This window comes from Arthrobacter sp. fls2-241-R2A-172 (assembly GCF_030208885.1).
Taxonomy (GTDB): domain Bacteria; phylum Actinomycetota; class Actinomycetes; order Actinomycetales; family Micrococcaceae; genus Arthrobacter.
This window is the reverse complement of record NZ_JARVTB010000005.1, coordinates 52,302-72,073: the sequence shown is the minus strand read 5'-3', so window position 1 is coordinate 72,073 and position 19,772 is coordinate 52,302. Positions and strand designations below refer to the sequence as shown.

Annotated in this window: 17 protein-coding genes; 8 read left to right on the top strand and 9 right to left on the bottom strand. The window is 63.8% G+C overall.

Translation table 11 applies throughout. The annotated features are described in order from the left end of the window. Nucleotides 1-37: 37 nt before the first annotated feature. The gene (locus tag QRM57_RS11440; RefSeq protein ID WP_284986683.1) at nucleotides 38-1,162 is read right to left on the bottom strand and encodes an FG-GAP repeat domain-containing protein; all 1,125 of its coding nucleotides are present in this window, start codon (nucleotides 1,160-1,162) and stop codon (nucleotides 38-40) included. Nucleotides 1,163-1,363: 201 nt separating this feature from the next. On the opposite strand from QRM57_RS11440, the gene QRM57_RS11435 reads away from it, so the two are divergent. The 3 genes from QRM57_RS11435 (at nucleotide 1,364) to QRM57_RS11425 (ending at nucleotide 4,056) form a co-directional block, all read left to right on the top strand. Then, nucleotides 1,364-1,972 carry a TetR/AcrR family transcriptional regulator gene (locus QRM57_RS11435; protein ID WP_257370788.1) on the top strand — a complete coding sequence of 203 codons (609 nt, stop codon included), beginning with the start codon at nucleotides 1,364-1,366 and terminating at the stop codon, nucleotides 1,970-1,972. A gap of 282 nt (nucleotides 1,973-2,254) precedes the next feature. Next, nucleotides 2,255-3,445 carry an NAD(P)-dependent malic enzyme gene (locus QRM57_RS11430; RefSeq protein ID WP_235521044.1) on the top strand — a complete coding sequence of 397 codons (1,191 nt, stop codon included), beginning with the start codon at nucleotides 2,255-2,257 and terminating at the stop codon, nucleotides 3,443-3,445. Between the two features lie 107 nt (nucleotides 3,446-3,552). After that, nucleotides 3,553-4,056 (top strand): DUF456 domain-containing protein, encoded by a 504-nt coding sequence (locus QRM57_RS11425; RefSeq protein WP_284986682.1) that lies wholly within the window; start codon nucleotides 3,553-3,555, stop codon nucleotides 4,054-4,056. Nucleotides 4,057-4,163: 107 nt separating this feature from the next. Here the strand turns inward: QRM57_RS11425 and purU are convergent, their stop codons facing one another. Genes purU through glyA form a run of 7 tightly spaced genes read right to left on the bottom strand, consistent with a single transcriptional unit; the run spans nucleotide 4,164 to nucleotide 13,020 of the window. Next, nucleotides 4,164-5,063, bottom strand: a complete 900-nt coding sequence (purU, locus tag QRM57_RS11420) for a formyltetrahydrofolate deformylase (protein WP_284986681.1) — start codon at nucleotides 5,061-5,063, stop codon at nucleotides 4,164-4,166. Nucleotides 5,064-5,065: 2 nt separating this feature from the next. Beyond that, nucleotides 5,066-6,457, bottom strand: a complete 1,392-nt coding sequence (locus QRM57_RS11415) for an L-serine ammonia-lyase (RefSeq protein ID WP_284986680.1) — start codon at nucleotides 6,455-6,457, stop codon at nucleotides 5,066-5,068. Next, nucleotides 6,457-7,086, bottom strand: coding sequence for a sarcosine oxidase subunit gamma (locus QRM57_RS11410; RefSeq protein WP_284986678.1), 630 nt, complete (start codon nucleotides 7,084-7,086; stop codon nucleotides 6,457-6,459). Before QRM57_RS11410 ends, QRM57_RS11415 begins: the two co-directional genes overlap by 1 nt. Beyond that, nucleotides 7,079-10,024, bottom strand: coding sequence for a 2Fe-2S iron-sulfur cluster-binding protein (locus QRM57_RS11405; protein ID WP_284986676.1), 2,946 nt, complete (start codon nucleotides 10,022-10,024; stop codon nucleotides 7,079-7,081). Before QRM57_RS11405 ends, QRM57_RS11410 begins: the two co-directional genes overlap by 8 nt. Nucleotides 10,025-10,026: 2 nt before the next feature. Further along, nucleotides 10,027-10,407: a sarcosine oxidase subunit delta gene (locus QRM57_RS11400; RefSeq protein ID WP_284986674.1), complete on the bottom strand. Its 381-nt coding sequence runs from the start codon at nucleotides 10,405-10,407 to the stop codon at nucleotides 10,027-10,029. A gap of 16 nt (nucleotides 10,408-10,423) precedes the next feature. Beyond that, complete coding sequence (locus QRM57_RS11395; RefSeq protein WP_235521032.1) at nucleotides 10,424-11,644, bottom strand: sarcosine oxidase subunit beta family protein; 1,221 nt, start codon at nucleotides 11,642-11,644, stop codon at nucleotides 10,424-10,426. Next, the gene (gene glyA, locus QRM57_RS11390; protein ID WP_284986672.1) at nucleotides 11,641-13,020 is read right to left on the bottom strand and encodes a serine hydroxymethyltransferase; all 1,380 of its coding nucleotides are present in this window, start codon (nucleotides 13,018-13,020) and stop codon (nucleotides 11,641-11,643) included. Before glyA ends, QRM57_RS11395 begins: the two co-directional genes overlap by 4 nt. Nucleotides 13,021-13,171: 151 nt before the next feature. Between glyA and QRM57_RS11385 the strand changes: the two genes are divergently transcribed. From QRM57_RS11385 to QRM57_RS11370, 4 genes are all read left to right on the top strand, one after another. Further along, nucleotides 13,172-13,843 (top strand): GntR family transcriptional regulator, encoded by a 672-nt coding sequence (locus tag QRM57_RS11385; protein WP_235521027.1) that lies wholly within the window; start codon nucleotides 13,172-13,174, stop codon nucleotides 13,841-13,843. A 675-nt stretch (nucleotides 13,844-14,518) separates the two neighbouring features. Beyond that, entirely contained in the window at nucleotides 14,519-15,874 is a 1,356-nt protein-coding gene (locus tag QRM57_RS11380; protein WP_284986670.1) for an MFS transporter, read from the top strand. A gap of 29 nt (nucleotides 15,875-15,903) precedes the next feature. Beyond that, nucleotides 15,904-17,160 carry an aminopeptidase P family protein gene (locus QRM57_RS11375; RefSeq protein WP_257370800.1) on the top strand — a complete coding sequence of 419 codons (1,257 nt, stop codon included), beginning with the start codon at nucleotides 15,904-15,906 and terminating at the stop codon, nucleotides 17,158-17,160. Nucleotides 17,161-17,242: 82 nt separating this feature from the next. Beyond that, on the top strand, nucleotides 17,243-18,058 hold the full coding sequence (locus tag QRM57_RS11370) for an IclR family transcriptional regulator (RefSeq protein ID WP_284986667.1): 816 nt from the start codon (nucleotides 17,243-17,245) through the stop codon (nucleotides 18,056-18,058). Between the two features lie 98 nt (nucleotides 18,059-18,156). Here QRM57_RS11370 and QRM57_RS11365 read toward each other — a convergent pair whose 3' ends face one another. Next, nucleotides 18,157-18,636: a DUF4383 domain-containing protein gene (locus tag QRM57_RS11365; protein WP_235521020.1), complete on the bottom strand. Its 480-nt coding sequence runs from the start codon at nucleotides 18,634-18,636 to the stop codon at nucleotides 18,157-18,159. A 154-nt stretch (nucleotides 18,637-18,790) separates the two neighbouring features. Here QRM57_RS11365 and QRM57_RS11360 point away from each other — a divergent pair, with 154 nt between their 5' ends. Further along, nucleotides 18,791-19,762, top strand: coding sequence for a hypothetical protein (locus QRM57_RS11360; RefSeq protein ID WP_284986665.1), 972 nt, complete (start codon nucleotides 18,791-18,793; stop codon nucleotides 19,760-19,762). The last annotated feature ends 10 nt before the right edge of the window (nucleotides 19,763-19,772 follow it).

The window sequence follows — 19,772 nt, the reverse complement described above, 5'->3', positions numbered from 1 at the left end:
ACTTTATGGGGACAATTCTAGCGCGGCTGGGCGGTCCCTAGAAGATCGCTGTGAAGTTGCCCCAGCCGTTCCCGGCAACCACGGAGTCCTTCCATCCCGTCCGGCCGTTGCCGAAGTAGACCACCAGGCGGCCCTGTTGGTCCACGCCGTAAACGTCGTTGAAGCCGTCGTTGTTGTAGTCGCCCGCAGCACCCACCGACTTCAGGGCATTCCAGCCGACGCCGATCAGCCAGGACCGCGTCCATCCGCCCGCGCCGTTGCCGCCGTAAAAGTAGAGGTAGCCGTTGCGGTCCCTGGCGAGCACGTCCACGGAGCCGTCGCCGTTGAAGTCACCCGGCGTCAGCAAGGCGTCCATCACCTGCCAGCCCTGCCCGACGGCGGTACGCGCCAACCAGCCGCCGGAACCATTGCCGGGGTACAGATACAGGGCGCCGCCCGGTTCGCGGGCCAGAATGTCGTTGGTCCCATCACCGTTGAAATCGCCGGGGCTGACGATCTGGTCAAACACGTTCCAGCCCCTGCCAATCACTTGGCCGGGCTTCCAGCCGCCGCTTCCGTCACCGGAGTAAAGGTACAAAGTCCCTGCTGCGTCCCTGGCCAGGACATCGGACTTGCCGTCGCCGTCAAAGTCGCCGGGCGAAAGGACAAGGTTGAAGCCACCCCAGCCCCAGCCCACCGTGCGGGGAGCGTCCCAGGCGCTGCCCTGGCGGCCGAACAGCTGCAGGGAACCGTCGTTGGCGCGGGTCAGGAGTTCGAAGCTCCGGCCGGAGAAGCCAGCTGCCCTGTTGACCGCGCCCACAGGTTTGGTTTCATTGCTGTGCAGCGACTCGCCTCCGCAGGCGGTTTTGCTGGCCGTGACGTGCACTGCCATTCGGGCGCCGGTGTCTTCCGGTTCCAGCGTGTAGCTTTGGGCTGTTTCGCCTGCCACCAGGAAACCGTCCCGGGTCCAATAGACGGTGAAGTCCGGGCCCTTCCCGCCGCCGCAACCGTAAAAGGTGTAGGGGCCGATCTCCGTTGTGAGCTTCTGCCCGACGAACGCGTCTCCCGTCAGTATGGGATCCGGACCGCTGGGAGCTGCCGACGCCGGCATTGCGCCAAATGCCATGGCCGCCACAGTGGCGGCCAGAAGAGCTGCTGCCACCCGACGTCGAAATCCCTGCATGTGTTTCCTCCCGTGTACCAGACCTGTTGAGAAGTGTATGTGGGGGCGGCCACAATACGGGGGAGCGGCATGCATGCCGCGGCCTCGGGCCAGCTCTCAGGAAACGGTCATTTAGCTCCCGTATCATTGATGCGATCGGCCAGCCGTGGGTCTCAACCCAGCCGGCCGTTTCCTTGTCAGCCTGCCAAGAGATCGCCGGAAATGCCCGTATCAAACTCACTGGAACCGTACTCCCTTGACCTGACCACGGGGTTGCCCCGTATGGCTGCCGCGCCCACCACACCGCGGCAGCAGCTCCGCTATGCCCGGATCCTCAGGACAGCAGCCGGCTTTGCCCAGCGGCAGTTCGATACCTTGAGCCTTTCTGACGTCGCTGCGCGCGCGGACGTGCCACTGGGCACGCTGTACCGGTACTTTCCCTCGACGGCCCACCTCATGCTCGCTGTGTACCGGCAACAGCTGCGTGAGCTCCGGGAGGGCGTCCGGCGTCGGGAAGGCAAGGGGCACGCGCTCGCTGGTTTGATGATGGAGATTTTCCACTTGAGGGTCATGCAGCCCGGCGTGGAGCACTGCCTGATCCGTCCTGCAGGCAAGGATGAGGATACGGCGCAGCTGCTGCGTGAAATCGATGCCTTATCCGAGGAAGTCGTTGGTTCGCTGAGCAAGGACACCGGTAAGGACACTGTGCGTGCCCGCATTCTGCTGCACCTGGTGAGTGGTCTCGTCCAGGCTGTCCGGTGCCGTCGGTTGTCCCTCTTTGAGGCAGAAAAGGACCTTAAGAAGGCCTGCACGCTGCTGACCGGCGATTAGCAAAGCCACCCGGTGGTCTAGACCGATAACCTCCGAGAAGCCGCTTTATGGCATGACGTGGCTCACACTTTCGGCTGGTTGAACGTTTTACTCTTGAATCGTCTCTCTTGGTATTGAATCTTGTACCCTTCGCCGTTCCCTAGGCTGGAAGCACCGAAGCGGCTAGCAGCCCCCTTACCTGCAGAAGCAACGCCGGGCCAGCCACCCTTGGCCCGCACAGCAGTTCTGTTCCTGCCCTGACATCGTGCCGTGGGACCACGGCTAGCCTGAGGAGACAACGACGTGTCCATCGAGACAATTGCTACTGACAACGACGCCCTGGTACTGAGCGAAGAAGAGATCTTTGCAGCCCATGAGGGCGGCAAGCTGACCATCTCCAGCACCGTACCCCTGGACAACAAGCGCGATCTTTCCATCGCCTACACCCCCGGAGTTGCGCAGGTCAGCCGCGCAATCCACGCCAACCCGGAGCTCGCCCGCACGCACACCTGGGCAGAGCGCCTTGTTGTGGTTGTCAGCGATGGCACCGCAGTCCTCGGCCTCGGCAACATTGGGCCCAGCGCTTCCCTGCCCGTCATGGAGGGCAAGTCTGCCCTGTTCAAGTCCTTTGGCGATCTCGACTCCATTCCGTTGGTATTGAACACCACCAACGTCGATGAGATCATCGAGACCCTGGTCCGCCTCCGTCCGAGCTTCGGCGCAGTCAACCTCGAGGACATCTCGGCTCCCCGCTGCTTCGAGCTGGAAGAGCGCCTCATCGAAGCACTGGATTGCCCCGTCATGCACGATGACCAGCACGGCACCGCCGTCGTGGTCCTCGCAGCGTTGACCAACGCCGCCAAGGTGACCCAGCGCGAACTCGCCGGCCTCAAGGTGGTTGTCTCCGGTGCTGGTGCCGCAGGCATCGCCATCGCCGAAATCCTGCTGGCGGTTGGCATCAAGGACGTCATCCTGCTCGACTCCAAGGGTGTGGTGAACGCTGAGCGTGCCGACCTCGTGGCTGATCCCGGCAGTGTCAAAGCCCGGATGGCCGCACGCACCAACCCCCGTGGGGTCACGGGCGGCCCGGGCGAAGGCCTGACCGGCGCCGACGTTTTCGTCGGCGTCTCCTCCTCCAAGCTGGACGAAGAGCACCTGAAGCTCATGAACGATCAGTCGATCGTGTTCGCGCTGTCCAACCCGGATCCGGAAGTTCTGCCCGAGGTCGCCCAGCAGTATGCAGCCGTTGTTGCCACCGGCCGCAGCGACTTCCCCAACCAGATCAACAACGTCCTGGCCTTCCCCGGCATCTTCCGCGGCGCATTGGATGCCGGCGCCCGCCGGATCACCCCGGCCATGAAGATCGCCGCTGCGAACGCCATCGCTGAACTGGCCGCCGAGGACCTTTCCGCCGACTACATCGTGCCGAGCCCGCTGGATGCACGCGTGGCCCCGGCCGTCACTGCGGCAGTTGCTGCCGCTGTAGCCGAGTAGCGTTCACCAACACAAGACCGACGACGGCGACGCCTCCCGTGCTGGGGAGCGTCGCCGTCGTTCTTTAAGTGGCAGGCGGGGCGGCCGGCCGCACCTAGACTGGGGCCATGAACGCCGAACTCATCGTGACCATCCTGTGCGGCCTGGCCATAGCAGTGGGCGTCGTTGGAACCATCATCCCCGTATTGCCGGGCAGCATCCTGATCGGTGCAAGCCTTTTGGCGTGGGCCATCTGGGGCGGCGCTGGTGGCATGGGATGGGTGATCTTTGCTGTGGGCATGCTGTTTGTGGTGTCCGGAATGGCGGCCAGTGCCGTGCTGACCGGCCGCAAAATGAAGCAGCACGGGATCCCCAACAGATCGGTGCTGATTGGCGTGCTGCTGGGTGTGGTGGGCATGTTCGTTATCCCCGTGGTGGGGCTCTTTGTGGGGTTCGCCCTGGGGCTTCTCCTCAGCGAGGTCCAACGCACGCGGAACTTCAAGACCGCGCTGCGTTCCAGCGGTGCTGCGCTGAAAGCCACCGGCATAGGGATGCTGGTGGAATTCGGACTCGCTTGCGCGGCGGCGACCACATGGATCATCGGGGTGTGGATCGACGCCGTGAACGGCTAAGCCCCTCAGGGCGGGCGTCTTAAACAGCCAATTCGACGGCTCGCTGCGCATTCGACGGCTCAAACCGTCTATATGGCAGCAAGCCGTCGAATCGGGAAAGCAAAGCCCTACTTCAGCACGATCGTCCTGTTCCCATTGAGGATGATCCGGCCCTCGCAGTGCCAGCGAACGGCGTTGCTGAGTGCCTTGCATTCGGTGTCCCGACCGGCGGCCACCAGGTCCTCGGGTCCAAACGTGTGGTCCACTTCCACCACCTGCTGGGCGATGATGGGCCCTTCGTCCAGCTCCCCGTTCACGTAGTGGGCCGTGGCACCGACGGTTTTCACGCCACGTGCATAGGCCTGGTGGTAGGGCTTGGCTCCCTTGAAGCTGGGCAGGAACGAGTGGTGGATGTTGATCGCGCGGCCGTCCAGCTTGCGGGCAAGGTCGTCGCTGAGGACCTGCATGTAGCGGGCCAGGACAATGAGTTCCACGTCCAATTCGTCGATGATCTCCAGCAGGCGCCCCTCGGCCGCCGGTTTAGTGGCAGCCGTGACAGGGACGTGGAAGAACGGAATTCCGTGCCATTCAGCAAGTCCCTGATGATCGGTGTGGTTGGACACCACGCCCACCACGTCGATGGGCAGCTCCCCGATCCTTGCCCGGAACAGCAGGTCGTTCAGGCAGTGCCCGAACTTGGAAACCATGATCAGCACGCGGCGTTTGTAACCCTGGCGTTCCAGCTGCCAGTTCATGGCGTACTTGTCGCCCACCGGCGCAAAAGCTTCCCGCAGGGCATCCACAGTGGAGGCATCGCCGTCGGACGCGAAGTGCACGCGCATGAAGAAGTGACCCTCGGCGCGATCGCCGAACTGTTTGTTGTCGATGATGTCGCAACCGTGTTCCAGCAGGAAGCCGGACACGGCGTGCACGATTCCCGGACCCTCGGGGCAGTCCAGGGTGAGGACGTGTTCCACGGTGGTCTCCGGGCCGGAAGGAACGGCGGTTTCAGCTTGAATGGCAGTCATGGCTAGCACTCCACTACGTTGACGGCGAGGCCCCCACGGGAGGTCTCTTTGTACTTGGATTTCATATCTGCGCCCGTTTCGCGCATGGTCTTGATGGCTTTGTCCAGCGATACCTTGTGGCTGCCATCGCCATGCAGTGCAAGGCGGGCTGCGTTGATCGCCTTGACACTGGCAATGGCGTTGCGCTCGATGCAGGGGATCTGCACCAGCCCGCCCACGGGATCGCAGGTGAGCCCAAGGTTGTGTTCGATGCCCACTTCCGCGGCATTTTCCACTTGCTCCGGCGTTCCGCCCAGGACTTCGCAGAGCCCGGCAGCGGCCATGGAGCAGGCCGAACCTACCTCGCCCTGGCAGCCAACCTCGGCGCCGGAGATGGAGGCGTTGATCTTGAACAGGATTCCGACGGCGGCCGCCGCCAGCAGGAACCGCACGACACCGTCGTCGTTGGCTCCCGGAACAAACTTGGTGTAATAGTGCAGCACGGCCGGGACAATTCCGGCGGCACCATTGGTGGGCGCGGTGACGATCCTGCCGCCCGCGGCGTTTTCCTCGTTCACGGCCAGAGCGAACAGGTTCACCCATTCCATGGCGAGGAGCGGGTCCGCTGAAGCACTACCGTTCAGGTCGGCGTCGGTCTCGGAAAGCTTCTTGAACAACGACGGCGCCCGTCGCCTGACCTTCAGGCCTCCCGGCAGGATTCCCTCGGCAGAGCAGCCGTTGTCCACGCACTCCTGCATGACGGCCCAAATGCCCAGCAGCCGCTCACGAAGTTCGTCCTCGGAGCGCCACACCAGTTCGTTGGCCAACATGACGTCCGAAATGGACATGCCTTCGCGCTCGCAGATCTCCAGGAGTTGGTCCGCCGTGGTGAACGGGTAAGGGAGCACCGTATTGTCAGCCACCACTTTGTCGGCTCCGGAGACGTCGCCGTCCACCACGAAGCCGCCCCCGATGGAGTAGTAGCTGCGCTCCCGCAGGACCGTCCCGGTGTGGTCCAGGGCCCGGAACGTCATGCCGTTGGGGTGGGCGGGGAGGGACTTGCGGCGGTGCAGGACCACGTCCTCGTCCCAATTGAAGTCAACGCGGTGGTTCCCGCCCAGACGCAGCTCGGCGTCCAAGGCAGCGGCGGCCACCTGGTCATCCGCAGTGTGGGTATCCACAGTTTCGGGAGAGTGGCCCTGCAGTCCCAGCACCACGGCTTTGTCAGAGCCGTGGCCCCGGCCGGTGGCGCCCAGGGAGCCGAAAAGCTCAGCCTGGACGCGCACCGTGGCCGGAAGCTGGCCGGACGATTCAAGACCATCCGTGAACTGCTTTGCCGCACGCATCGGGCCCACCGTGTGTGAGGACGACGGTCCGATGCCAACAGAAAACAGGTCAAGCACACTCAGTGCCATCAGGGAACCTCAGGGGAGGCGTATTCCCTCATGGCGTCCAGGAGCCAACGGCCCAGGAAGTCGGCAAACGAGGCCCGGGGAAAGATCCGGTAGCTTTCCTCCGAAGTCTTCCACAGCATCACCGGGATGTGCGCCAGTTCCGTGGAAACAGCCGTGCCCGGCTTGAAAACGCGGGGGTGCAGGTCCAGGGAGCAGGTCTTCTCCAGGACTGCCCGGGCGTGGCTGCCGGAGAGCTCGAACGTGGTGCGGTTGGCGGACAGGTCCACCACCTGGCCGGCGTCGTTGCCCAAGGCAGTGGTCAGATCGCTGACCAGGGAGCCGCCCATGGAATCGTGGGCTTCTTCGGGGGCCACCACCAGGAACTCGGTGGGGCCGAGCCACAGGGTGCTCACGGAATCCTTGCCCGTCACCTCGCCGCAAGCGGCAGGCAAGCCGCCGATGACGGACGCAACCCGTGCACCGGCGTCGGACTTTCGGTCAACCCGGATGCCCACCATGGCCTGGTACGGGATCTCGGTGAGCGTCACTGTGCCCGGAACTGAGCCGGACGTGAACGCCTCAGCCAGGTGCTGGGCCGGACTGCGGCGTGCACGGCTCACGGTTTCTGCGGGGGTTGCTGTTTCAGCCATCTTTGCGGGTCCCTTCAGCATCGAAAAGTACGGTTTCGCCAACAACCACGTCCACCAATTGGTCTCCCAAGGAGGCCTGGAGGGTTTCACCGATGCGGTTGCGGCCGTTTTGAATGAGGGCCAGGCCGAAGGAACGGCCAAGCGCGGCGCTGTGGTAGCTGGAGGTCACGAAGCCTTCCATGGGGACGGGTCCGTTGGCCGGGTTGACCGGGATGCCCTTCTCCACCAGCTGGGTGCCTTCCGGCAACCGCAGCGAGTGGTCCACAGGAAGGACGCTCACCAGGTGCTTACGGTCTTCACGGCTGGCGTCCTGCCGGAGGTAGGAGCGCTTGCCGATGAAGTCCTTGGCTTTGGAAACAATCCAGTCCATCCCGGCATCCTGCGGGGTTACCGTTCCATCGGTGTCCTGCCCAACAATCGGGTAGCCCTTTTCGGCGCGGAGCACGTGCATGGTTTCGGTGCCGTACGGGGTGATGTTGAACTCCGCACCCGCGGCAGCAACAGCTTCCCAGGTGTTGAGTCCGTACCAGGCCGGCACGTTGATTTCGTAGGCGAGTTCACCGGAGAAGGAGATACGGCAAACACGTGCCTGCACTCCTGAGGCCAGCGTGGTTTCGCGGAACGTCATGAACGGGAAGGCTTCAGCGTCCAGGCCGCCGTTTTCGGCGAGCTGCGGGGCAACCTTGGCCAGGACCGCGCGGGACTTCGGGCCCACGACGGCGATGGTGGTCCACTGCTCGGTCACCGAGGTGCAGACCACGTCGAGTTCCGGCCACTCTGTCTGGTGCCACTCTTCCAGCCAGTCCAGCACCTTGGCTGCGCCGCCGGTGGTGGTGGTCATGAAGTAGCGGTCATCATCCAGGCGCAGGGTCACGCCGTCGTCGAAGATCATGCCGTCCAGGGTGCACATCACGCCGTAGCGGGCAGATCCCGGTGCGAGCTTCTTGAACGCGTTGGTGTACACGCGGTTCAGGAATTCACCCGCGTCCTTGCCGCGGATCTCGATCTTGCCCAGCGTGGTGGCGTCCATGAAGCCCACGGAATCGCGGACGGCGGCGCATTCACGCAGGACTGCCGTGTCCATGTCCTCACTGCCCTGCGGGTAGTACCAGGGGCGCTTCCACTGTCCAACATCTTCGAACAGTGCGCCCTGGGCAACGTGCCACGGGTGGATGGAGGTGACGCGGGCGGGGTCGAACAGCTCGCCGCGCTGGCGGCCTGCCAACGCTGCGAAGGCCACCGGTGTGAACGGTGCACGGTATGCCGTGGTGCCGATCTCGCCCACGCCGGGAATGCTCTCGGCGCCGCCGAACTTCAGCGCAGCGGCGATGACGCCGATCGCGTTGACGCCGGACGTCTTGCCCTGGTCGTTCGCGGTGCTGATGGAGGTGTACCGCTTGACGTGTTCCACAGACCGCATGCCGGCACCGGTGGAGCGAAGGACGTCGGCCACGGACTGGTCGCGCTGGAAGTCCACGAAGTGGTGGTGCCATTCGCCCGGTTCACCGGTCTGTCCGGGAACCAGCCAGAGTTGGCGGCTCGGTGCGCTGGCCACGGGTTCCTGCAGTTCCACGGGGGTGGTTGCCGACTCGAAGCCGGCGGCAATGGACGCTGCTGCTCCCGCGGAAATGCCCTCGGCCAGGCAGTCCTCGAGTTCAAAGGTGCCACGGCCCGCACCCACCACCTGCTGGTCGCGGACCGGCTTGGCGGGAATGAAAGCTGCGAGCTCGTCGTCCCAACGCAGCTTGCCTTGGCGCTGGCTGTGGAGGTGGACCACCGGGCTCCAACCACCGGAGACTGCGAGCAGATCGGCAGCCAGTTGTTCGACGCCCGAGGTGAGTTCGCCGTCGTCGTTGATGCTGCGGACGGTGACGCCATTCAGGCGGCCGTTCTCATCCGCCGAGGTGTCCGCCACGGCGCTGCCGATCAGGACCCGGATACCGGACTCGACGGCCGCAGCGGCCTTCGCGCTGATCTGCGGACGGGCATCCACGACGGCGGCAATCGCCACGCCTGCTGCCTTCAGGTCCGCGGCAAGCGCGTAGGCGGAGTCGTTGGTGGTGCTGATGACCACCAGCGAACCGGCGGCGACGGCGTACCGGTTGAGGTACGTGCGTGCAGCGGAGGCGAGCATGATGCCCGGACGATCGTTGTGCTCGAAAACCAGGGGACGTTCGTGGGCACCGGGGGCCAGGACAACCTGCTTAGCACGGATGTGCCAAATACGCTGGCGGCTGACTCCCGGGGCTGCCGGAACGCTCAGGTGGTCCGTGCGGTTCTGGGCCGCGATGAAGTAGTTGGAATCGTAGGAGCCGAAAGCGGTGGTGCGGTTCAATACTGTGCATTCCGCGGCCGAGACCAGCTCCGCTTCAACGTCCGCAACCCATTCCAGGGCCGGCTTGCCCTCAACGGTGTCGGCCAGGCCTTCAGCGGTGGAACCCGAAAGCAAGGCGCCGCCGAGCTCGGGCTGGTCGTCGATGAGGATGACGCGGGCGCCGGTGCGGACGGCCTCGCGGGCAGCTGCCAGGCCGGCAATGCCGCCGCCAACTATCAGGACGTCCGTGTGGACGTACTTCTTGTCGTACTCGGCCTTGTCCTCGTTGGGATCAAGCTTGCCCAGGCCGGACAGGAGCTCAATGTTCATGCCGTCCACCAAAGACACTGCCGTGGCGGGAAGCATGGACTCGGCAACGTGGCCCGGGAAGCGCGGGGCGATCTTGACCAAGGCGTTGGACTCTTCCACGCCGGCGGCCATGATGCCGCGCGGGCGGTCCTCGTAAAGGGAGTTGCCGGCGTTGATGTGGCCGTTGGCCAGCAGCGCCGATGCGATGGTGTCACCCGGGTGGCCAGTGAATTCCTGGCCGTCCACGGTGAAGCGCCAGGAGATGCTGCGATCGATGCGTCCGCCGGTGGCGAGGCGTGCGTTCTTGCTGGTCACTTCTAGACTCCTTCCGAGGAGGTGGGTGCGGTGGTAGCGGCGCCGGGGGCCAACCCGGGTTCCTGGCCGAACTCGCCGGCCTGGCTGAACTCACTCGGTTTGTCTGCCTGGAGATCGGGGCGTTGCTGGCCCATCGCGTAGATCGAGTGGATGTCGTAGCTCACGGTGTCGCGGAGCATGTTGAACCACTGCCGGCATCCGGTGCTGTGGACCCAGCGCTCGGCGAAAGTGCCCTTGGTGTTCTCGCGGTAGAAGAGGTACTCGGCCCACTCGCGGTCCGTGAGGTCATTCGGGTTTTCCGGGTAGGCGATGTGCGCCTGTCCGCCGTAGTGGAATTCGGTTTCGTCGCGTGGCCCGCAGTTGGGGCAAGAAATGAGGAGCATGTCTGTCCTGTCCTGGCTAGTGGGCCACGGCTGCGGCGCCGTGTTCGTCGATCAAGGCGCCGGTCTCGAAGCGTTCCAGCGCGAACGGCTTGTTCAGCTTGTGCGGTGCGCCGGTGGCGATGGTGTGCGCGAAGGTCAGGCCGGCTGCAGGGGTTCCCTTGAAGCCACCGGTTCCCCAACCACAGTTGACGAACATGTTCTCCACGGGGGAGAGGCCCACAATCGGTGAGGCGTCCAGGGTGGTGTCCACAATGCCGCCCCAGGTCCGGAGCACGTGGGCCCTGGCGAAGATCGGGAAGAGCTCCACGGCTGCTGCCATCTGCTCCTCGATCACGTGGAACGAGCCGCGCTGGCCGTAGCCGTTGTAGGAATCAACGCCGGCGCCCATCACCAGTTCGCCCTTGTGGGCCTGGGACACGTAGACGTGGACGTGGTTGGACATGACCACCGTGGGGTGGACTGGTTCGTGCAGTTCGGACACCAGTGCCTGGAGCGGGTGCGACTGGATCGGCAGGCGGAAACCGGCCATTTCCGCCAGGACCGAGCTGTGGCCAGCGGCGCAGAGGCCTACCTTTTCGGTATTAATGGTGCCGCGGGTGGTTTTGACGCCGGTGACGCGGTTGCCGTCCTTGATGAAGCCGGTGACTTCACAGTTCTGGATGATGTCTACGCCCAGCTCGTCGCACTTGCGGGCAAAGGCCCAGGCCACGTGGTCGTGCTTCGCGATGCCTGCGCGCGGCTGGTACGTGGCGCCCATAACGGGGTAGCGGATGTTGTCGCTGATGTTCAGGATGGGGCAGAGTTCCTTGACCTGCTGCGGGTCGAGCCACTCGGCATCCACGCCATTGAGCCTGTTGGCACCAACGCGGCGAACACTTTCACGGACATCGCCCAAGGTGTGGGCCAGGTTCATCACGCCGCGCTGGCTGAACAGGAAGTCGTACTCCAGCTCTTCCGGAAGGATTTCCCACAGCTTGAGGGCGTGCTCGTAAATGGCGGCGCTCTCGTCCCAGAGGTAGTTGGAACGGATGATCGTGGTGTTGCGGGCCATGTTGCCACCGGCCAGCCAGCCCTTTTCCAGGATGGCGATGTTGGTCATGCCGTGATTCTTGGCCAGGTAATAAGCCGTGGCCAGGCCGTGGCCGCCGCCGCCGACAATGACGGCGTCGTAGCTCTTCTTAGGGTCCGGGTTGCGCCAGAGGAAGTCCGGGTGTTCGGGGAGGTGGTCTGCACTCACTGGGCTGCTCCAATCAGTTCTGCTTCGAGGTTGGCCTTGGCGCCATTGCCGAGGTGTGGGTAAAGGGGAAACTTGTCGGCCAGCGCGGTGACGCGGTTGCGGAGTTCGACGGCGGTGGCATCGTCCAGGGCGACGTCACCTTCGGTGCCTGCTTCGGTTCCTGCGGATGTGCCGCTCTTTGCAGCGGCGATCAACGCCGTCGCAATGATGTCCGAGACTTCAGTGAAGTCTTCGGCACCGAATCCGCGTGCGGCGAGGGCCGGGGTGCCGATGCGCAGGCCGGAGGAAACCATGGGCGGGCGGGGGTCGAACGGGACGGCGTTGCGGTTGACCGTGATGCCGATCCGGTGCAGCGTGTCTTCGGCCTGCTGGCCGTTCAGTACTGAGTGGCGGAGGTCTGCGAGCACCAGGTGGACGTCAGTTCCGCCGCTGACAACGGAGATGCCGGCTGCTGCAACGTCGTCCTGGAGGAGGCGCTGGGCAAGGATCTTGGAGCCTTCCAATACGCGGACCTGTCGCTCCTGGAACTCGGGCTCGGCGGCCATCTTGAAAGCTACGGCCTTGGCGGCGATGACGTGCTCCAGCGGGCCACCCTGCTGACCGGGGAACACGGCCGAGTTAACCTTCTTGGCGATGTCGGCGTCGTTGGTCAGAATCACGCCACCCCGCGGTCCGCCCAGAGTCTTGTGGGTGGTGCTGGTGACAATGTGGGCGTGTGGAACGGGGCTGGGGTGCAGTCCCGCTGCCACCAGTCCGGCGAAGTGGGCCATATCAACCATGAGGTAAGCGCCCACCAGATCGGCAATGCGGCGGAATTCAGCGAAATCCAGCTGCCGGGCGTAGGCGGACCAGCCGGCGACGATCAGCTTCGGCTTGTTTTCCAAGGCCAGGCGTTCAACGTCGGCCATGTCCACGGTGTGGGTATCCTCGCGGACGCCGTAGGGAACAACGTTGTACAACTTGCCGGAGAAGTTGATGCGCATGCCGTGGGTGAGGTGGCCGCCGTGGGCCAGGTTCAGGCCCATGATGGTGTCGCCCGGGGTGATGAGCGCGTGCATGGCGGAGGCGTTGGCCTGGGCGCCGGAGTGCGGCTGCACGTTCGCGTACTCGGCGCCGAACAAGGACTTCAAGCGGTCGATGGCCAGCTGTTCGATCACATCAACGTGTTCGCAGCCGCCGTAGTAGCGCTTGCCCGGGTAGCCCTCGGCGTACTTATTGGTCAGCACCGATCCCTGCGCCTGCATGACGGCGGTGGGAGCGAAGTTCTCGGAAGCAATCATTTCCAGCGTGGACTGCTGGCGGATGAGTTCCTGGGCGATCGCCTGATCGACCTCCGGGTCCGCCTGGGACAGCGGGCGGATCAAGGGTTCAACCATGGTGTTCTCCTTCAAAGCTTGTCTGGGTGCCGACTGTTAGGCAACTGATATATTAGAACTGTTGCCATAGTATGTTGGAGATCACATAGTCGTCAACAGGTCAGTGGTAATCCATCCGGCAGACTGGGAATGCGACTAACGGGAGAGAGCAATGAGCGCAGCACTGGAAGCACTGGAATCCGTTCCGCAGGGCACATCCCTCGCGGAGAACGCCTACCTGCTGCTGCGTGATCGACTCATCATGCTGGACATCAAGCCCGGTGACCCCATCAACGACGGGCAAGTCGCAGCCGAACTCGGCATCGGGCGCACCCCCGTCCGCGAAGCCATCAAGCGACTGGAAAGCGATCACCTGGTGGTGTCCTACCCCCGGCGTGGCACGTTTGCCACCGGCGTCGACATCACCCAGCTCGCCGAGGTTTCCGAGATCCGCGAGCTCCTGGAGCCCCTGGCCTCCCGGAAAGCCGCACGTATGGCTGGTCCTGCGATGCGGGAAGAGCTGCGCGCGGTTGCCGCTGCAATCAGTGCGCTGGACGGCCAGGACAATTCCTCGCAGGAGCTCATGCGCTACGACATCCAGGTGCACCGGCTGATCTACAAAGCCTCGGCCAACGCGCACCTGGAAGACGTCCTGATCCGCTACGACAACCTCGCCACCCGCATCTGGTGCCACATGCTGGAAAAAATGCCGTCCGTTTCGGGGCACATCTCCGAGCACGCCGAGCTCCTCACGGCCATTGCCGACGGCGATGAAGAACGCGCCGCCGAGCTCGCCCTGCACCACGTCGTCAGCTTCGAAGAGACCATCCGCAAGGTCCTCTAAGGCCTTGAGCCGCTGAGTCGCCGCCCGCCGGCGGGCTCATCCTCTGCGCGCTCGGTCGTTCCTCCCTTGGACGCGCGCTGCCGGATAACCCCCCTCCCGACGCTCTCTCACGTCCCTCCCGTTTGGGGCGGACCCTCTCTCACATCCCTCCCGTTTGGGGCGGACCCTCTCTCAGGTCCCTCCCGTTTGGGGCGGACCCTCTCTCACGTCCCTCCCGTTTGGGGCGGACCCTCTCTCACGTTCCGGCGTTCCCCGTTGCTGCGCGGAGCCCTCTGAGGGGCGGGCGACGACGGCGGGGAGACAGTAGACGCCGTCATCGCGCCGTTGGGCCTCGGCGGTGAGTGAGGGTTGGGGTGGGGGGTGGGTTGTGAGTGAGGGTTGGGCTGAAGGGGGTGGGTTGTGAGTGAGGGTTGGGGTGATGGGGGGTGGGTTGTGAGTGTTGGGGTGAGGGGGGTGGGTTGTGAGTGAGGGTTGGGCTTGGAATTCCTTTGATTGCAACCAGAACTCGCTGAGCGCAACAACGTGAGCAACCCCACCACGGACCTTCAAAAGCTCACCCAGCGCCGAAAAGCACCAATAATCCTTTCAAAAAAGACTCTTGACCGTGACCACCGACACACTTAGTCTGGTGCAACAGTGTTGCGTTGAATGCAACCCCAATGATTTTGGTGGACCATGAGCAATGAATCCTCAGTGGCAGCCGACCAAGGCAGCCCTTCCCCCAGCCTCAACCGGACAACCAATCCCAACCATGGAGTCAGCAAGGACACTCGACGGCGAGTGGTCACGGCGAGCTTCATCGGCAACTTTGTCGAGTGGTTCGATTACGCGGTGTACGGATACCTGGCCGGCATCATTTCCTCTGTTTTCTTCCCCGAGTCGGACCGTCAGACGGCCCTGCTCGCAACCTTCGGCGTGTTTGCCATCAGCTTCTTTGTCCGGCCCCTCGGCGGTTTCATCTGGGGCCACATCGGGGACAAGCTGGGCCGCAAGCAAGCGCTGAGCCTGTCAATCGTCCTGATGTCCGTGGCGACGTTCTGCATCGCACTGATCCCCGGCTACGCCACCATCGGCGTGATGGCGCCGATCCTGCTCCTCCTGGTGCGCGTCATTCAGGGCTTCTCCGCAGCCGGGGAGTACGCCGGGGCGTCAGCTTTCCTGGTGGAGTACGCGCCGGCGAATCGACGCGGACTCTATGCCGCCGTCGTGCCTGCCAGTACCGCAGCGGGACTGCTGCTGGGCTCTTTGCTGGCCGCCCTGCTCAGTTCAGCGATGACCCCGGAGCAGCTCAGCGAGTGGGGCTGGCGCCTGCCGTTCCTGCTGGCTGCCCCCATGGGGTTGATCGGCCGGTACATCCGGACCAAGCTCGAGGACACGCCCGCGTTTCGGGAGCTCGCGGCCAAGGACAACGCAGTCAAGGCCCCCGCATTCGCCATGTTCAGGACCTACCGGAAGCAACTCATCATTGCCACCGGCGCAGTGTTGCTGAACGCGGTGGGCTTCTACGTGATCCTCAGCTACATGCCCACGTACCTGTCGGAGGAACTGGGCTTTGGCGCAACGGAGTCGTTCCTTGCCACGACCATCGCCCTGGCCAGCTACATCGGCTTCATCTTCCTGACCGGCATGGCGTCGGACAAGTTTGGCCGCAAGCGGATGCTCATCACGGCGTCGGTCCTTTTCGTGCTGCTGACGGTGCCGGCGTTCATGCTCCTGGATACGGGCAATTTCCTGGTGATCGTCCTGGTGCAGATACTGCTGGGCGGCATGCTCACCCTGAACGACGGAACGTTGCCGAGCTTCCTGGCCGAACTCTTCCCCACGAAGGTCCGCTACACCGGATTCGCAGTCAGCTTCAACCTCTCCAACGCTTTGTTCGGCGGCACCGCGCCGTTCATGGCCACCCTTCTTATCGGCATGACCCACAACCAACTGGCTCCCGGTTGGTACCTCGTGGCTGCCGCCCTGGTTTCCCTCATCGCGGTCCTGTTCGCCGCGGAGTCTTCCAAGAAGCCTCTGCTGCAGGACTAGAACAACCAACCCATCGAAAGGAAATGACCATGACCATCACGCAGAACGAGGCCGTCAACGATGTCGCCAAGCTCGAGCGCACCAAGGTCCTCAACAACGGCGAAAAGGTCTCGCTGACCTTCTCCGACGCGGAATTCGAACGCCGCCTAGCCGGACTCCGGAGCATCATGGCGGAGAAGGAACTCGACGCCGTCATTCTCACCAGCTACCACTCCATCAAGTACTACTCCGATTTCCTCTTCACGTACTTCGGCAGGTCTTACGGGATGGTGGTCACCAAGGATGACGCCGTCACCGTTACGGCAAATATCGACGCCGGTATGCCTTGGCGCCGCAGCTACGGCGAGAACCTCGTGTACACGGACTGGCGCCGTGACAACTACATCCACGCAATCCAGGAGGTCCTTCGGACCCGGGGCATCAACCCGCGGCGCATCGGCGTCGAAGACGATTCCCTGCCGCTGGACAACCGCAACAAGATCCAGGCCGCTTTCTCCGGTGCAACTCTGGTGGACGTGGCGCAGGATGCGATGCGTCAGCGCATGATCAAGTCCGCCGAGGAGATCGCCGTCATTAAGCACGGCGCCCGCATTGGTGACCTTGGCGGCGAGGCCATCCGCAACGCCATCACGGCCGGGATCTCCGAGTACGAGGTTGCACTGATCGGTACCGAGGCCATGGTCCACGAAATCGCCCGGACGTTCCCGGATTCTGAAATCCGCGACACCTGGGTGTGGTTCCAGTCCGGCATCAACACCGATGGTGCGCACAACTGGGCAACCACCCGCAAGATCCAGGAACACGACATCCTGTCCCTGAACTGCTTCCCCATGACCAGCGGCTACTACACCGCCCTGGAGCGCACCCTGTTCTATGGCGAACCGGACGCCCGCTCGCTGGAACTGTGGAACATCAACGTGGAGGTCCACAAGCGCGGACTGGAACTCATCAAGCCGGGTGCCGTGTGCAAGGACATCGCGGCAGAGCTCAACGAGATCTATATCAGCCACGGACTGTTGGCCAACCGGACCTTTGGCTATGGCCACTCCTTCGGTGTGCTGAGTCACTACTACGGACGCGAGGCCGGTCTTGAACTCCGCGAGGACATTGACACCGTCCTGGAGCCCGGCATGGTGGTGTCCATGGAGCCGATGATCACGGTGATGGACGGCCAGCCAGGTGCCGGCGGCTACCGTGAGCACGACATCCTGGTGGTCGGCGAAGACGGCGCCGAGAACATCACCAAGTTCCCGTTCGGCCCCGAGTACAACATCATCGGAGCCTAGTGACCAACCGGTGGGCGCAGTGCACGGCGCCCACCGGCTTCCCAGTGGAAGACCGGACCGAGACCCGAAATATAGTGAACCCATGACTCCCACGGAAACCAGCGAGACTTTTGACACCGGCAACAGCAACGGCGACGGCAAGGGAACCTCTGTCATCGTCAACGCCATCGCTGTGCTGAAAAGCTTCAGCGCGGATGAACCCCTGCTTGGAGTCACCGAGATCGCGGGCCGTGTGGGCCTGCACAAGAGCACCGTCTCCCGCATCCTTGCGACGCTGGAACAGGAGAACCTGGTGGAGCGCGACGTCGATTCGCGCAGGTTCCGCTTGGGGCTCGGAATGATCGCCATGGCGGGCCCGCTCCTGGCCGAACTCGAAGAGCGCCGGGTTGCCTACCCCGTACTGCGCGAACTGACCGAGCGCACGGGGGAGACCAGCGCGCTCATGGTGTGGAACGGCGTCGAATCCATGTGTGTGGAGCAGATTCCCAGCAGGCATCAGGTGAAGCACCTTGCTCCTTTGGGTGCCCGTTACAACGAGGCCCTGAGCTCTTCCGTGCAGGTGTTCCTGGCGGCTGAAAACAGCGACAGGGTGCGGAACCTGCTGCGCAGCAACGCGATCACCTTGCCGGGCCTGGACGACGACTCCGTGGAGGCCTACATGGCCCGGCTGGCGGAAGCGGCGGAACGTGGCTGGTCCGTGAACTTCGGGGAGACGTCCATCGAGGAAGTCGGTGTCGCCTCGCCGGTGTACGACCACCGCGGCGACATCGTGGCAGCCGTTCTGATCCCTGCGCCTAAGTTCCGGGTTTCGCAGGACACTTTGACGAGCCTTGGCGAAGCCTGTGCTGCAGCGGCGGCCAAAGTGACCACCCGCCTGGGTGGGCGCGCCCCGCGCTAGGTGGATGTGAGTGAGCGTTGGGGGGTAGCACAACGGTACGGCGACCGCCCCCTCAAAGGGAGCGGTCGCCGTCGTGGTTCAGGACGTGTGCGGAGGGCTTACATGCTCCTTCGCGCTGTGGTCCTTTCGTCCATGACATCCCGGCCGAGCCAAACGCCCAAACCGATCATGGCAACGCCAAGGATCAGGTGCAGCCAGTTGTCAGCCGTGTTGAACGGGATGAAGTTGGCGCCCGTTTCCTGGTTGATGACCAGGCCGTAGATCCAAAGAACGATGTATACGGCGCCGCCGCCCAGGAGGAACAGGCGGGCCATACGATCGTTCCTTGCCATGGCCAAGCCGGCCGCGCCAAACAGCAGATGGACGATGTTGTGGAGTATGGACACTTGGAAGACTCCAAGCAGCATGGCGCCGGAATCATGTCCCGCAAAGGTCATGGCGCCGTAATTGGTGGTGATTCCCGGGATGAAGCCCAGGACGCCAACCAGCAGAAATACAATGCCAACGCCCATGGCGGTGTTGCGAAGTGTCAACCCCATCATGTGGTGGTGTTCGGCGGGGTGCGAAGCGGTGGTCATCAGTCCTCCCTTTCACGCGGTTACCCGGCTCTTCTCATGGAGAGCCGACCTGCGGCAAGGGTGTGGCAAAACCTTGCCGACGCCGCCATAATACTCCTGAAATGCCTCCGATAGCAGGGGATGTGCCCAGTTCAGCGACGATTAGCATGGTCTTATGAGCCAAGCTCCCCACGGACGCGTGCACACGATCTTCCATGACACGCGGGATTTCACGCCTTTCCGCGATGGCCACGTCCGCACCCCGGTCCGGGGGCTCACGGACGGCGTGGGCGGAGTGCTGTCCGGCGTGCTCACTGGCCGGGACCAGGCGAGGATTTCCGTCGTCGGCAGTGTGCCGCGGCTGCGGATGTGGTCGTCCAAGCCCGCCAAGGCCATGCACGACGCTGTTTTCACCTCCACCGAGCCGGAGCGGCTCCTCGCGCTTGGCCGAATGTACCCGGGGTGGGCCGGGTTGTGCCTTGTGGTGTCGGGTCTGCTGACCTACAAGCATGGGGGCTACCTGCGGGCTTCGGAACTGCTGCAGCGCGGCTTAACAACAAGGATCGACGACGACGCCAGCCAGTTCTCGTCCATCTACCTTGGGCAGGTGGTCACCCGGGTGGAGGTTGCCGAGCGCATTGAAGTTCCGGTTCTGTTCAGCGAGGAGTCGGTGTTCCTGGCGTTGTCCCATTGCCTCCGGGAGATGGGGATGATGGAAGCCGCGCTGGAAGCGGTGGTGGGCCTGCCGCCGTCGTTGCCTTCTGCCTTGGCGCGTTGCACGGCTGCCTATTCGCTGGGCCGCCACCGGGATGTGGTGTTGTGGACCGAGGGCTTGCTCAACACAGACGACCTCTCTGCAGCGTTGCTCCTGATCCGGGCCCGGTCGCAGCGGGCGCGGGGTGACGTGGACTCCGCGCAGGCTGCCCTGAAGGAAGTGCTTCGCCGCCGTAAGACCAGCCTGGTGTTGCGGAACGATGCCATGACCGACAGGGCTTTGTTGGCCTTGGACCAGGGGCGTCGGACGTTGACGCCGTGGGCCAGGAAACCAGCCCCGGCCGATGAACTGGAAACCCTGGAAGTCATCCGTAAGGATGCCGAGATGCGCCGGCTGTGGGAAAACGACTTCAGGCAGCTGGGCGGCGAGTAAAACCCATTGT